At 70.0% G+C, this 14,025-nt stretch carries 12 protein-coding genes; 6 read left to right on the top strand and 6 right to left on the bottom strand.

Going from position 1 to position 14,025, the window contains the following annotated elements; translation table 11 throughout:
- Positions 1 to 715: 715 nt before the first annotated feature.
- The 4 genes from LV75_RS09450 to LV75_RS09465 all read left to right on the top strand — a co-directional run bounded on the left by LV75_RS09450 (position 716) and on the right by LV75_RS09465 (position 5,871).
- Entirely contained in the window at positions 716 to 1,366 is a 651-nt protein-coding gene (locus LV75_RS09450) for a GNAT family N-acetyltransferase (RefSeq protein ID WP_253886441.1), read from the top strand.
- Positions 1,363 to 2,106, top strand: a complete 744-nt coding sequence (locus tag LV75_RS09455; protein WP_253886442.1) for a type 1 glutamine amidotransferase — start codon at positions 1,363 to 1,365, stop codon at positions 2,104 to 2,106. The genes LV75_RS09450 and LV75_RS09455 overlap by 4 nt, the downstream gene beginning before the upstream one ends.
- 1 nt (position 2,107) lies before the next feature.
- The gene (locus LV75_RS09460; RefSeq protein WP_253886443.1) at positions 2,108 to 5,080 is read left to right on the top strand and encodes a bifunctional [glutamine synthetase] adenylyltransferase/[glutamine synthetase]-adenylyl-L-tyrosine phosphorylase; all 2,973 of its coding nucleotides are present in this window, start codon (positions 2,108 to 2,110) and stop codon (positions 5,078 to 5,080) included.
- Between the two features lie 353 nt (positions 5,081 to 5,433).
- On the top strand, positions 5,434 to 5,871 hold the full coding sequence (locus LV75_RS09465; RefSeq protein WP_253886444.1) for an acyl-CoA thioesterase: 438 nt from the start codon (positions 5,434 to 5,436) through the stop codon (positions 5,869 to 5,871).
- Here the strand turns inward: LV75_RS09465 and LV75_RS09470 are convergent.
- The 3 genes from LV75_RS09470 to glnA form a co-directional block, all read right to left on the bottom strand.
- The gene (locus LV75_RS09470; protein WP_253886445.1) at positions 5,868 to 6,965 is read right to left on the bottom strand and encodes a P-loop NTPase family protein; all 1,098 of its coding nucleotides are present in this window, start codon (positions 6,963 to 6,965) and stop codon (positions 5,868 to 5,870) included. The two genes, LV75_RS09465 and LV75_RS09470, sit on opposite strands and share 4 nt — an antisense overlap.
- A 182-nt stretch (positions 6,966 to 7,147) precedes the next feature.
- Positions 7,148 to 7,354 (bottom strand): hypothetical protein, encoded by a 207-nt coding sequence (locus tag LV75_RS09475; protein ID WP_253886446.1) that lies wholly within the window; start codon positions 7,352 to 7,354, stop codon positions 7,148 to 7,150.
- A gap of 186 nt (positions 7,355 to 7,540) precedes the next feature.
- Positions 7,541 to 8,965, bottom strand: a complete 1,425-nt coding sequence (gene glnA, locus LV75_RS09480) for a type I glutamate--ammonia ligase (RefSeq protein WP_253886447.1) — start codon at positions 8,963 to 8,965, stop codon at positions 7,541 to 7,543.
- A gap of 201 nt (positions 8,966 to 9,166) precedes the next feature.
- On the opposite strand from glnA, the gene LV75_RS09485 reads away from it, so the two are divergent.
- Positions 9,167 to 9,649: an RDD family protein gene (locus tag LV75_RS09485; RefSeq protein WP_253886448.1), complete on the top strand. Its 483-nt coding sequence runs from the start codon at positions 9,167 to 9,169 to the stop codon at positions 9,647 to 9,649.
- Here LV75_RS09485 and LV75_RS35435 read toward each other — a convergent pair.
- The 3 genes from LV75_RS35435 to LV75_RS09500 form a co-directional block, all read right to left on the bottom strand.
- Complete coding sequence (locus LV75_RS35435) at positions 9,635 to 10,456, bottom strand: GNAT family N-acetyltransferase (RefSeq protein WP_253886449.1); 822 nt, start codon at positions 10,454 to 10,456, stop codon at positions 9,635 to 9,637. The two genes, LV75_RS09485 and LV75_RS35435, sit on opposite strands and share 15 nt — an antisense overlap.
- Before the next feature lie 39 nt (positions 10,457 to 10,495).
- Positions 10,496 to 11,074, bottom strand: coding sequence for a Uma2 family endonuclease (locus tag LV75_RS09495; RefSeq protein WP_253886883.1), 579 nt, complete (start codon positions 11,072 to 11,074; stop codon positions 10,496 to 10,498).
- Between the two features lie 70 nt (positions 11,075 to 11,144).
- Positions 11,145 to 11,876 (bottom strand): DUF4191 domain-containing protein, encoded by a 732-nt coding sequence (locus LV75_RS09500; protein WP_253886450.1) that lies wholly within the window; start codon positions 11,874 to 11,876, stop codon positions 11,145 to 11,147.
- Between the two features lie 62 nt (positions 11,877 to 11,938).
- Here LV75_RS09500 and LV75_RS09505 point away from each other — a divergent pair, with 62 nt between their 5' ends.
- Positions 11,939 to 14,023 carry an ATP-dependent DNA helicase UvrD2 gene (locus tag LV75_RS09505; RefSeq protein WP_253886451.1) on the top strand — a complete coding sequence of 695 codons (2,085 nt, stop codon included), beginning with the start codon at positions 11,939 to 11,941 and terminating at the stop codon, positions 14,021 to 14,023.
- The last annotated feature ends 2 nt before the right edge of the window (positions 14,024 to 14,025 follow it).

Genomic DNA, 14,025 nt, shown 5'->3' on the forward strand with positions numbered 1-14,025 from the left:
CAGGACCGCAAAGCAGGGGCCGAAAAGCATGGCCCTGCTGCGAGGCGACGCTACGGGTGTTGTCCCCCCACGCAAAACAAGTCCGCCCCATCGAGCTGGCCTGGCACCAGCGACTCCGACTGTCCAGGCGCTGGGTTGGCAGGTCAGACGAGAGCGGGCTGGGCTGGCACCGCCAAGTCCGAGTGTCCACGGGCTGAGCAGGTGGGCTGGGGCGGACCTGACGGGGCCCCGCAAGGTTGGCACCGCTGCGTCCGAGTGTCCACGGGCTGGGCATGTGGGTCGGGGCCGGTCCTGATGGGGGTTGGGTTGGTACCGCAGGGTCCGACTGTCCAGGGGCCAGGTTGGGTGGGCTGACTCGGTGGGGCCGGGGTGGCACCTCCGACGTTTTGCCGTCGGGTGGTTGATCAGGTGGGCCGGTCCGCGTGGGTTGGGCGGAGGCCGCTCGGTGCTGCTCGATGGGGTGAAAAACTCGGTCGCTGGGGTGGGGTGGGTGGGCGAGTATGGGGCGATGCGGATCGAGCGGTATGCGGATGTCCATGCGTTCTGGGGTGTTGTTGAGGGGTTCTATGCCGCGGATCCTGTGCGGCATACGGTTCCGATGACGGTCTTGAGCAGGTTGCTTGCGTTGGGGGAACCGCCTGCGGGGATTGTTTTGTTGACGGTCCACGAGGGGGAGGAGGTTGTGGGGGCGGCGTTTCAGTACGGGGCTTGGCCGATGAGTTTGTCCGGGTTGCCGGTCAGGACTCATGAGGTGGTGGTGGGGTATTTGCTGCGGCAGGGGGTTGTGCTGCGGCGGGCTCTGGGGCCGCGGGATGTCGCGGACAACTTCATCGAGGTGTGGACGAAGGCCGCGGGCGTGGACGTTAAGCGGCTGCTGTCGGAGCGGTTGTTCCGCCTTGAGGGGTTGGTCGAGCCGTCGGTGGCGGGGGCGGGGCGGTTCGGCACCGTTGATGATGTGGAGTTGTTGGGGCGGTGGTGTTCGGAGTTCAGTGATGAGGCACTGGGTGACGACGAGGGGTTGCCGGATCCGGTGGAGTTCGCGCGGGATGCCCTGGCCGGTGGGCGGGGTGCGGCGATCTGGGTCGACGGGGATCCGGTGGCTATGGCGTTGGCGACCAAGCCGGTGAGCGGGATGTCGCGGATCGGGCCGGTCTACACGCCGAAGGAGTACCGGGGGCGGGGGTACGGCAGTGCTGTCACCGCGGCCGCTGTGACCTGGGCGGTGGAGCGGGGGGCTCGGGACGTCCTGCTGTTCGCTGACCTGGACAACCCGGTGGCCAATTCGATCTACCAGCGGCTCGGGTTCCGGCCGGTGTTCGAGGCCGTGGAGGCGACCTTCACCGGACGGAATACTCTCGGGTCGTGACGTCAGTTCTGGTTGTGCAGCTCGATGACACCGACCCGCCCGGCAGGCTCGTCGAGTGGTTGGCCGACGCGGGCGCGGACATCGTGCTCGCGCAGCCCTACCGGGAGCCGCTGCCCATGGGCGACTACGCGGCGGTTGTCTGCCTCGGTGGGCCTATGGGGGCCAACGACGTTATCGACCACCCCTGGCTGGCTGAAGTGCGCAAGCTGCTGTCGTCGTGCGTCTCCAAGAAGACCCCGCTGCTTGCGATCTGTCTAGGGGCGCAGTTGCTCGCTGTCGCAACCGGCGGGATTGTCGAAGTGGGGGCGAACGGGCCTGAGGTGGGGGGTGGGCTCGTCGCTAAGAGGGATGTGGGGTGGGTGGATCCACTATTCGCCGACCTGCCGATGATGCCGGACGTGGTGCAGTTCCACCACGATGTGGTCACGCGGTTGCCTGTTGACGCTGCCTTGCTCGCCTCCGCCACCCGCTACCCGAACCAGGCGTTCCGAGTTGGCCCTGTCGGCTACGGCATCCAGTTCCACATCGAGACCACCCCGGAGCTGGTCCTCGCCTGGGCCGCCAACGCGCCGGAGAGCGCGGCCTGGGCCAAGCCGGGGGAGCTCGAGCCGGAGCGCCTCGTCGAGCTGCACGCCGATGTCGAGGAGGCGTGGCGGCCCTTCGTGGAGCGGTTCATGCGACTCGCGAAGGGCGAACTCGCCCCGGTCGAGCCGAGCCGCCCGACGTTGCCGCTGATCTGACATGGCCGACTCCGCGCGCTCCATCTCCTCCGCCGCCCGGTTCGGCCTCACCGACCCGCGCGCCGAGCAGGACCTGCGAGCCGCGGGGCTCTGGGGCGACGCCGGCCCCCAGCGCGAGGTGATCCTCACCGCCCTGTCCCGCACCCCCGACCCGGACCTGGCGCTGCGCGGGCTCGACCGCGTCCGGGAAGCCGACCCCGACCAGTGGGCCCGGCTGCGCGGCGAACTCGAGACCGACCGCAGGCTCCGTGCGCGGCTCATCGCTGTGCTGGGCTCCTCCACCGCGTTCGCAGACTTCCTCGTCGCCCACCCCGACCAATGGCGTCGACTCGACGGTGGCGGTACCGCAGTCGAGGACTACACCGCGGCCCTCTACGAGGCAGTGCAAGCCGACAGCGAAACACCTATCGCCGCTCTACGGGGACACGAAGCCATACGGGCACTCAAGTCCGCCTATCGCGGCCTGCTCATGGAGGTCGCGGCAGACGACCTAGGCCACCTTGTGGACTCGACCCTGCCGCGCTCCGAGTACGACACCACCGCCCGGCAGCTCAGTGCGCTCGCCGAGGCCGCGCTAAGAGCCGCGCTCGCCGTTGCTTGGGGTGAAACGGGCGGTAGAGACACCGCGCGGTTGGCGGTCATCGCCATGGGCAAGTGCGGCGGCGGCGAACTGAACTACGTCAGCGACGTCGACGTCGTGTTCGTAGGTGAGGATGACATCGCGGTCGCCACTAGGGCCGCTAGCGCGATGATGCGTGTCGCTACCGAGGCCTGCTTCGAGGTCGATGCGGGCCTGCGCCCCGAGGGCCGCAACGGCGCCCTCGTACGCACCCTCGACGGCCACAGCGCCTACTACAAGCGTTGGGCCAAGACTTGGGAGTTCCAGGCCCTGCTTAAAGCACGTCCTGTCGCAGGTGACGCCGAGCTCGGGCAGAGCTACCTCGACGTGGTTACCCCGATGGTGTGGATCGCGGCTGACCGGGACAACTTCGTCCCCGAGGTTCAGGCCATGCGCAGGCGCGTCGAGGACCACGTCCCCGCTGAACTGCTCGACCGTGAACTCAAGCTCGGCCGCGGCGGCCTGCGCGATGTCGAGTTCGCTGTGCAGCTGCTGCAACTCGTGCACGGTCGCACCGACGAGTCACTACGCCTTGGATCCACAGTGGACGCACTAGCCGCGCTAGGCGCTGGAGGCTATGTGGGTCGCACCGACGCTGCGGAACTCGCTGACTCCTATAGGTTCCTGCGCACCCTCGAGCATCGCCTGCAGTTGCAGCGCCTGCGCCGCACCCACCTGTTCCCCGCCGACGCCGAGACCGACGACCTGCGTTGGCTAGCCCGCGCCAGCGGCATCGGCCCCGAGCGCGGTCGCAACGCCGCCCAGGTGCTGGTCGCCGACTTCCGCAGGAACACCAACCGCATCCGGCGGCTGCACGAGAAGCTGTTCTACCGCCCGCTGCTCGAAGCCGTGTCCCGCGTCCCCACCGACCAGTTGCGGCTGACCACCAATCAGGCCCACGCGCAGCTCGCCGCCCTCGGCTACAGCTCACCGCAGGGCGCGCTGCAGCACATCAAGGCCCTCACCGAGGGCGTGTCCCGGCGCGCGGCGATCCAGACCGCGCTCCTGCCCGTGCTGCTCGACCTGCTCGGCTCCACCCCCGACCCGGACGGCGGACTCCTCGCCTACCGCAGGGTTTCTGAGGCCCTCTCCGCGACACCCTGGTACCTGCGGGTGCTGCGCGACGAAGGCGCCGTCGCCGAACGCCTCGCGACCCTGCTCGGCACGTCGAAGCTCGTGCCGGACCTGGTCGTGCGCGCCCCCGAGGTGCTCAGGTTGCTCGCCGAGCCCAAGGAACTGGCGGTGCGGGACCCGGCTGAGGTCGCCGAAGCGCTGCGCGTCGCGGTGAAACGCCACGGGTACCTCGGCAACGCCGTCGCCGCCGCGCGATCCCTGCGCAGGCACGAACTCCTGCGCATCGCCTGCGCGGACCTGCTCGGGTTCACCGACGTGTTCTCGGTCTGCGCGGCCCTGTCAAGCGTGTGGTGCGCGGTCCTGCAAGCCGCGCTCGCCGCCGTCGACCGCGCCGAGGCAGCGGCCGCTGGCGGGCACCTGGCCACCATCTCGGTCATCGCCATGGGCAGGCTCGGTGGCGGCGAACTCGGCTACGGGTCCGACGCCGACGTCATGTTCGTCTGCGAACCCGCGCCCGGCGTCACCGACTCCGACGCCCTCAAGTACGCGGGCCGCGTCGCGCAGACCGTCCGCAAACTCCTCGGCTCGCCCACCCAGGACCCACCGCTGCAGGTGGACGTCGACCTGCGACCCGAGGGCCGTCAAGGCCCCATCGTGCGCACTCTGGACTCCTACCGCGCCTATTACGCGCAATGGGGCGAGATCTGGGAAGCCCAGGCGCTGCTGCGGGCCCGCCCGGTCGCGGGCGACGCCGACCTCGGCGCCCGGTTCATCGAGGTCATCGACCCGGTCCGCTACCCGGCAGGCGGCCTGGATCCCGCCCAGGTGCGGGAGATCCGCCGGATCAAGGCCAGGGTGGACACCGAGCGGTTGCCCAGGGGCGCCGACCCGGCCACCCACACCAAACTCGGTCGTGGCGGCCTCGCCGATGTCGAGTGGACCGTGCAGCTGCTACAACTGCGCAACGCCCACGCTGTCCCCGCGCTGCGCACCACGTCCACAATGGACGGACTCACCGCCGCGGTCGCCGCGGACCTGCTCACCGAGGACGACGCGACCGCGCTGCGCGAGGCCTGGCTGCTGGCCACCCGGGTCCGCAACGCCGCCACCCTGGTGCGCGGCAAGCAAACCGACCAACTCCCCAGCCACGGCCGCGAACTCGCCGCCGTCGCCGCCGCGATGGGCACCCCGCTCACCGAGGACCCCGGCAAGTTCCTCGACGACTACCGGCGCACCACCCGACACGCCCGCGCCGTCGTCGAACACGTCTTCTACGACTGAGACATTTTCTCCCACCACCCGCCCCCTCGTCCCCGCCCGGCATCGTTCCCGGCTAAGGGGGAACGGCACCGGCATCGTTCCCGACTGGAGGGGAACGGCTCGGGCATCGTTCCCGACTCAGTGGGCACGGCACCGGCATCGTTCCCGACTGTGTGGGAATGGCACCAGACTCGTTCCCGACTAGAGGGTTCGGTACTGGCGTCGTTCCCGACTGGGTGGGACCGACAGGGCATCGTTCTGGGCGAGGTGGGATCGGCGTTGTTCCCGGCCAGGTGGGAGTTGGCCGTGGGGTGTGGTCTTGGAGTGTGTGGGGTGGCCGTGTTGGTGAGGGGTGGTCGCTTAGGCTCGGGGGTATGACCTGGAGCATCCGGATTCCGGTGCGCAGTTATGAGCTCGACGCGCTCGGGCACCTCAACCACGCCGTGTACCACCAGTACGCCGAGGTCGCCCGGGTCGAGGGGTTCGCGGCGGCCGGGTGCGCCTGGGACGGGCTCATCGCCGCGGGCACCGCGCCGGTCCTGCTCACCTCGACCATCCACTTCCGCCGCGAACTGCGCGCGGGCGACAGCGTGGACGTGGACCTGCGGATCGAATTCGGCCCCGGCAAGACCTTCAACGCCGACTCCACCATCACCTTGGCAGAGGGCGCAGGGGGTGCGGAAGGCGCGGAAAGCACTGTCTCCGCCGAGATCACTTGCCTGCTCGGCGTGATGGACCTCGGCGCGCGCCGACTCCTCGCCGACCCCCAGGCCGTGCTCGCCGAGCACGGCCTGGACGTCGACAAGCTCTAGGCCAGCACCTCGTCGACCCCGTGGTCGACCAGTTGCGTCGCCTCGGCCGCCTCCGCGATCGCCCGGCGCAGCAGTTCACCGGCCAACGCGGGCGACTGCAGGTCCAGCGGCCCGTACACCGGGACGTCCAGACCGGCCTGTGCCTCCCGCACCGCCAGCGGCGACGCCGTCAGCAGACCGCTGACCGCCAGCACCGGGTGCCCGCCTGCGCGCAACCGCTGCACGCCGTAGAGCGCGCCGGAGGAGTCCGCGGCGGCGAACAGCACGCCGCTGGTGATCCGCCGGATCTCTGGGCGGTCGAGCAATTGCGCGGTCTCCGCCTGCAGCAGGCCGTCGGCGATCTCCAGCACGATCGCGTCCACCCCGCGCGCCATCAGGTGGCCGTGCAACAGCAACGAACTCGACACGAGCCGTTCCAACGGGATGCGGAACGTCGTCGCCATCCCCGCGTCGGTGAAGTCCAGCGCGGCCACCGCGCCCGAGTCGCGGAACAGCCACGGGTCGCCGCCCGCCGCGGTGCCGGTCAGCTTCGCCGCGCCGACCCGCAAGCCCGAACGCGACAGTCCGTGCACGAGCGAGGCGCACGTCGTGGTCTTGCCCGAGTTCATCGACGTGCCCACCACGACGAACGTCGGCGGCTTGCGCAGCGCGGCGAGCGGGGCGCCCAGCGCCAGGTCCGACACGTTGATGACGTGCCCCGCGTGGTCGCCGACCAGCCCGAGCGGGCGCACCGTGGTCGGCGCGCTCACCGCGGCGTTGCGGCTGCGCACCTTGCCGAGCACGCCACCGGCGGCCACCAGGTCGCAGGCGCCGAGGTCGTCCGGCAGCTCCGCCTCGAAGTGGTCCGGCGCGTAGCGGGCGCCGTAGGCCACCAGGATCTCGTCGCCCACGTACAACTTCGCTTTTCGGCCATCGGTCAGCTCGAGCACCTGGTGGTAGCCGACCTTGGTCACCTCCGCGAGCACCAGGTCCCCGTGCCGGGGCTGGTGATCGCTGTGGTGGACGAGGCTCAGGCTGGCGCAGCGATCGAGGTTGCGCACGGAGTAGGCCGTTTTGAGGCGTTCGACGCGCGCGGCATCAAGGGGTGCGAACATGGCTGGGTCCTCGTCGATAGCGGGGAAGCGTCCGAACGAGACGCGCACGGACGTGTGCGCGGGAGCGTAAGGCCTGCCGAGCCGACTAGGGAATCCCGTACTGGGTCTCGATTCGGGAAACACTTCTGTAACCCAGCTAACAGTGCAGGTGGGACCGGATTATCTACCTGATCGGGTGGATTTCAGGCGGGGCCCGGCCACGCGGGCCGCACCCGCAGCGCGCACCGACCGGTCCGCACACCGGCCACCCCGGCCAGCGCCGCGGCCGGGTCGACCACCTGCCGCAGGGCCGCCGCGGCGTCGGCTTCCCCGCCTGCCAACGCGTTCTCGTCGAACACGGTGACGGTGACCTCGGTGGTGACGACGTACTGGCGTCCGTTGCTGGTCATACCCCGAGCCTGCCCGCGCGGACCGGGTCGGCGCATCCGGACCGGACCCGGGTTCCGCCTCAGGGTTTCCCCCAGGGGACACCGCGCGCCGTCGTGGGCCATCGGTGTGACCACAAAGCACGGTGCCCCGCGAACCACAGGGGTTCGCGGGGCACCGGGGACAGCTGGGGGATCAGACGCCGGGGATCACACGTCGTAGTACAGGCCGAACTCGTAGGGGTGCGGGCGCAGGCGCAGCGGGTCGATCTCGTGCTCGCGCTTGAACGCCACCCAGGTCTCGATGACGTCGGGGGTGAACACGCCGCCCTCGAGCAGGTAGTCGTGGTCGGCTTCCAGCGCGGTCAGCACCTCGCCGAGCGAGGCGGGGACCTGCGCGACCTCGCGGGCCTCCTCCGGGGGCAGCTCGTAGAGGTCCTTGTCGATCGGGGCGGGCGGCTCGATCTTGTTCTTCACGCCGTCCAGACCGGCCATCACGATCGCGGCGAAGGCCAGGTAGGGGTTGCCCGAGGAGTCCGGGCAGCGGAACTCGACCCGCTTGGCCTTGGCGTTGTTGCCGGTGATCGGGATGCGCACGCAGGCGGAGCGGTTGCGCTGCGAGTAGACCAGGCTCACCGGGGCCTCGTAGCCGGGCACCAGGCGGTGGTAGGAGTTCACCGTCGGGTTGGTGAACGCCAGCAGCGACGGGGCGTGCGCGAGCAGGCCGCCGATGTAGTGCCGCGCGGTGTCGGACAGGCCCGCGTAGCCGGACTCGTCGTGGAACAGCGGCACGCCGTCCTTCCACAGCGACGAGTGCACGTGCATGCCGGAGCCGTTGTCACCGAAGAGCGGCTTGGGCATGAAGGTCGCCGACTTGTCCGCCGCCCACGCGGTGTTCTTGATGATGTACTTGAACAGCTGCAGGTCGTCGGCGGCGTGCAGCAGCGTGTTGAACCGGTAGTTGATCTCGGTCTGGCCGCCGGTGCCGACCTCGTGGTGCGCGCGCTCGACGGTGAAGCCCGAGTCCTGCATCTTCAGCACCATCTGGTCGCGCAGGTCCGCGAAGTGGTCGACCGGCGGGACCGGGAAGTAGCCGCCCTTGAAGCGGGTCTTGTAGCCCTTGTTGTTGCCGCCCTCGTCCGCGCCGGTGTTCCACCAGCCCTCGACCGAGTCGATCTCGTGGAACGAGCCGTTCTCGGTGTAGTCGAAGCGGATCGAGTCGAAGATGTAGAACTCCGCCTCGGGGCCGAAGTACGCGGTGTCGGCGAAGCCGGACTCGGCGATGTACTGCTCGGCCTTGCGGGCGATGTTGCGCGGGTCGCGGCTGTAGGCCTCGCGGGTGAACGGGTCGTGCACGAAGAAGTTGAGGATCAGCGTCTTCTCGATCCGGAACGGGTCGATGCGCGCGGTGTAGGGGTCGGGCAGCAGCAGCATGTCCGACTCGTGGATCGACTGGAAGCCGCGCACCGACGACCCGTCGAAGGCGAGGCCCTCGGTGAACGCGTCCTCGTCGAAGGCGCTGGCGGGCAGCGTGAAGTGCTGCATCACCCCGGGCAGGTCGCAGAACCGGACGTCGACGAACTTCACGCCCTCGTCGGCGATGTAGCGCAAGACCTCGTCGGAAGAGTTGAACACGCTCGTTTGCTCCTTCGTCTGCTGTCTCGGGCCCAGACCGGCCCACCGCGTCACGGTCTTGCCGTACCCGCTCGGTGATGACGCTATGAGGGCGGTGTTGCCCGACCATCACCCGGATGTTTCGCCGGTGTTAACGACGGCGCTGGGCCGCTGAAGAGCATGCCGGCACCGGTGACGGCGGGCACCTTCTACGCTGGTCGGGTGAGCAGATGGACCGGTACATGGCTGTCCGGGCCCGGCGCGGGCTTCGACTCCGACGACGGCGAGGTGCGCTACCGCGGGGAGCGGCTGGGCGCACCGGAGCGCGGGCTCGGCTCGGTGGCCTCCACCGGGATCCGGCTCGGCGCCCTGGTGCTCGACCTAGTCCTGGCCTCGCTGGTGACCTCGGTGTTCCTGCGGCCGGATTACGACGACCCGAGCCGGATGTGGCAGTTCAACGTCTGGGCCGGGCTGGCCTGGTTGCTGATCACCGTCGCCGGGGTCGCGCTCGCCGGGTTCACCCCGGCCAAGGCGCTGCTGGGCATGCGCGTGGTCCGCCTGGACGGCCAGCCGCTGGTCGGCCCGTTCCGCGCGATCCCGCGAACGCTGCTCATCGCCCTGGTCATCCCGGCCGCGATCGTCGACAAGGACGGCCGCGGCTTGCACGACAAGGTGGCCGGGACGATCGTGCTACGAACCCGCTGACGGTTCGGCCAGGTGGATCGCGGTGGCGACCGGCGTGAAGCCGACCTTGCGGTAGACCCGGTCGGCGTCGTCGCCACCGGGGGTGAGCCAGGTCAAGGTAGCCCCGCCGAGCTCGGCAGCGGCTAGAACCGCGTGCGCGGTGACCAGAGCGCCGAGCCCCTTGCGGCGGTGCTCGGTCGTGGTGCCGACGCCGACGATCTCGGTGATGCCATCCGCGACCTGGGTCCACGACGCGACCGCCGCGGGTTCGCCATCGACCCTGGCCAGCACACTGCCACCGTCTTCCGGCCGCGGCGGTGGACCGGTCGGCAGATCACCTTCGAAGTCGAACGCCGCACCGGCCACCTTGGCGCCCTCGATCCGGTCCGCCTCGGTGTCGATGTAGGCGACGGTGACCCCCGCTGCCGTGGCGGGGACCTCGGCCTCGACCGGGTCCAGGACCATCACGGGGATCCGCATGGTGACCCGCATGCCCGCCGCTTCGAGGAGTCCGGCGGCACCCGGGCAGGCCTGGTCGATCAGCTCGAACCGCAGGGTCTCCGGCGGGAAGGTCTCCCGCAGCAGGGCGATGGCCTGGACCACCTCGGACGCGCTGGTCACCGCCTCCCCCGGCCGGGACGCGACCGCGTAGGAGAGGTACGCGGGCCCGTCGACCGCGAGCAACCCGGTGAACGGCCCCGCGGGAACCACCCGCCTCGTCTGCTGCAACTCCGGCAGGTCGTCATCCCCCACCACCCGCCTGGCCCGGCTGAGACCGGACAACTGCGCGGCGGCGATGCGGGAGGCAAGCGGATCAGCGGAAGTCACGGGCGGACGGTAGCCCCGCCCGCCCGTTCCCGCCTCTACTTAATCAAGCCGAACTTCCACGGGGAACGGGACGTCGGTCTTGAAGGTCCCCGTGACCTCGGCCCCGCTGTGGTAGCCGAACTCCTCGCTCAGGTGCGCGGCCACGAGCGACACCGGCTCGCTGAGGTCGAGGATCCAGTAGTGGGGGATGCCCGCCTCGGCGTACTCCGAGTACTTGACCACGCGGTCTGTCCGCTTCGAGCCCGGCGAGACGATCTCGACCACGACCAGGACCTCGGCCGCGCGCAGCAGGCCACCTTCGGCCTGGCGGCGCGCCACCTCCGCCTTCGGCACCACGACCAGGTCCGGTCGTCTGCTGAACCCGGGTTGTCCTGGTTCGGCCAACCCGAGGTCGATGTCGACCTCCAGGATGAGGTCGAGGTCGTCGGGCAACTGATCGAACAACTGGTACCCCAACCCGAACATCACCTTCTGGTGCTCGGGCGTTGGGCTTGGTGACATCAACAAACGGCCCTCTAGCAACTCTGTGTAGCCGGTCCCGAGCTCGTCGAGATCGGCGTACTCCGCAATGGTCAGCAGGTGCGTGGGCGCGCTGGATTCGATGTGATGCCGTCGCATCGCGATCACGGGCTCCTCCTCGCGTTCGACCAAAGGGTCTCAGAGGGGTACGACAAACGGTCTAACGCGCCTACCTGCGGCGCATTGTGCGCTGGACGCTGCGCATCTTGGCGCCCGCGGGCATCGGGCCCTTGGGCATCGCCGCGCCGCGGGCGGTGATGGCCGCCAGGCGCTTCTCGACGGTGTCGATCTGGGCCGGGCGCAGGTTGTTGGGGAGCTTCATCAGGTGCTTCTGCAGCTTGCTGAGCTGGACCTGCCCCTCCTCCTTGCCCACGATGACGTCGTAGATGGGGGTGTCGCCGATGAGCCGGGCGACGCGCTTCTTCTCCTGGGCGAGCAGGGTCTTCACCCGGTGCGGGGCGCCCTCGGCGACCAGCACCACGCCGGGGCGGCCGATCACCCGGTGGATCACGTCGAGCTGGGTGGTGCCGTTGACCGCCGGGGTCACCCGCCAGCGGCCGCGCAGGAAGTTCTCCAGCACCCACCCCGCCGCGCCCGGCTGGTCCTCGGCCTTGGCGAACTGGGTCCGCTGCACCCGCCGCCCGAGCAGGATGACCGCCGCGAGCAGGCCGAACATGACGCCGACCGGCAGCAGGTACCACTCGATGCCCAGCAGCAAGCCGATCCCGAACGCCACCGCGGCGACCAGCACCACGGCGCCGATCATGAGTGGCAGCAGCGCCTTGTCTTCCTTGCGCTGCATGTTGAACGCCTGGAAGATCTGCGCGCGCCGGGCCTTGGACGCGGCCTTGCGCGCCTGCTTGGCTTCCTTGGCGGCCGCCTTGTCCTGCTTCTGAGCCATAACCACCAGGATACGGGGCCGCCTCCCCCGGTTGGTGGCCGCGCTCTGCGAGGATGCACCGCATGGCTGGCGCGGACACGGACCTGATCGCCGGGCTCGACCCGGAGCAGCTCGCCGCGGTGCGGGCGCCGCGCGGTCCGGTGTGCGTCCTGGCCGGTGCCGGGACCGGCAAGACCAGGACCATCGTCAGCCGCATCGCGCACCTCATCGGCGCTGGTCACGTCACCGCGGGCCAGGTGCTGGCGGTCACCTTCACCGCGCGCGCCGCGGGCGAGATGCGCACCAGGCTGCGCGCGATGGGCATCTCCGGCGCCCAGGCCAGGACCTTCCACTCCGCCGCGCTGCGCCAGCTGCGCTACTTCTGGCCGCGGGTCGTCGGCGACGCGCCGTGGGAGCTGCTCGAGACCAAGTTGCGGCTGGTCGGCCAGGCGGCTCACCGGGCGGGCACGGGCACCGAGCGGGAGGCGCTGCGCGACCTCGCCAGCGAGATCGAGTGGGCGAAGGCGTCCCTGGTCGCCCCGGAGGACTACCCGGCGGCCGCCGCCCGCGCCCGCCGCGACACCCCGGCCGCGCCCGAGCTGGTCGCGAAGGTCTACGCCGGGTACGAGTCGCTGAAGAACGCGGCCAAGGTGCTCGACTTCGACGACCTGCTGCTGCACACCGCCGCGGCGCTGGAAGAGAACAGCGAGGTCGCTGACGAGTTCCGCGACCGGTACCGCTGCTTCGTCGTCGACGAGTACCAGGACGTCACCCCGCTGCAGCAGCGCGTCCTCGACGCCTGGCTCGGCCGCCGCGATGACCTCACCGTCGTCGGTGACGCCAACCAGACCATCTACTCCTTCGCGGGTGCCTCGCCGCGGCCGCTGCTCGACTTCACCCGCCGCTTCCCCGAGGCGGCTGTCGTCCGACTTGAGCGCGACTACCGGTCCACGCCCGAAGTCGTATCGCTCGCGAACCGGGTCATCTCCGCGGCGCGCGATAGGCCCGCCGGGTCGCGGCTGCGGCTGGTCGGTCAGCGTCCGGCAGGGCCAGAGCCCCGCTTCGCTGAGTACGACGATGAGCCTGCCGAGGCATCGGCAGTGGCTGCCCGGGTCAAAGAGCTCGTTGACGCCGGTACACCGCTAAGCGAGATCGCCGTGCTCTATCGCATCAACGCTCAGTCCGAGGTGTACGAGCAGGCGCTGACTGAGCTGGAGATCCCCTACCTGGTGCGCGGCGGCGAGCGCTTCTTCGCCCGCCAGGAGATCCGTCAGGCGATGGCCGCACTGCGCACAGCAGCAGGACGTCCACCCGAGGGCGAATTACCTGCTGTTGTGCGCCAGGTTCTAGCGCCTATCGGGCTCACCGACGAGCCCCCCGCAGGCGGGTCTGCCCGCGAGCGGTGGGGGTCGTTGTTAGCGCTTGTTGAGCTTGCCGAGGAGCTAGCCGCCGCGCTCCCGGACGCAGACCTATCGCGCTACGTATCCGAGTTGGACCAGCGTGCCCAGGCTCAACACCCGCCGACGGTCGAAGGCGTCACTCTCGCCTCCCTGCACGCGGCGAAGGGCCTGGAGTGGGACGCCGTGTTCCTAGTGGGCCTGACCGACGGCACCATGCCCATTCAGCACGCAGACGGTGACGACGCCGCCATCGAGGAGGAGCGCCGACTGCTCTATGTCGGCGTCACCCGCGCGCGCGAGCATTTGGCGCTGTCCTGGGCTCTTGCGCGAACCGAGGGCGGTAAGCGCTACCGCAGGCGAAGCCGGTTCCTCTACGGCCTCATCCCGGACAACGACCCGGTCGCTCGTATCGCCGCGTCCCGGCAGCGGGAGATGCCCAGGCAGGCGATGGCCCGCGGCATGAACCCCGTCCGGTACTGCCGCGTGTGCGGGGACAAGCTGGTCGGCACGATGCCGGTGAAGCTGGGTCGCTGCGAGAGCTGCCCGTCCGACCTGGACGAGGGCCTGCTCGAGCGGCTGCGCGAGTGGCGGCTGGAGCGGTCCAAGGGCCTGAAGGTCCCGGCCTATGTGATCTTCACCGACGCCACGCTGCTGGCCATCGCCGAGCAGCGACCGGCCGACCGGGCCGCGCTGGTGGCCATCTCCGGGGTCGGCGCCAGCAAGCTGGACCGGTTCGGCGCCGAGGTGCTGGCGATCACCGGGGCCTGACT

The organism is Actinokineospora diospyrosa (assembly GCF_024171925.1).
GTDB classification, from domain to species: Bacteria; Actinomycetota; Actinomycetes; order Mycobacteriales; family Pseudonocardiaceae; genus Actinokineospora; species Actinokineospora diospyrosa.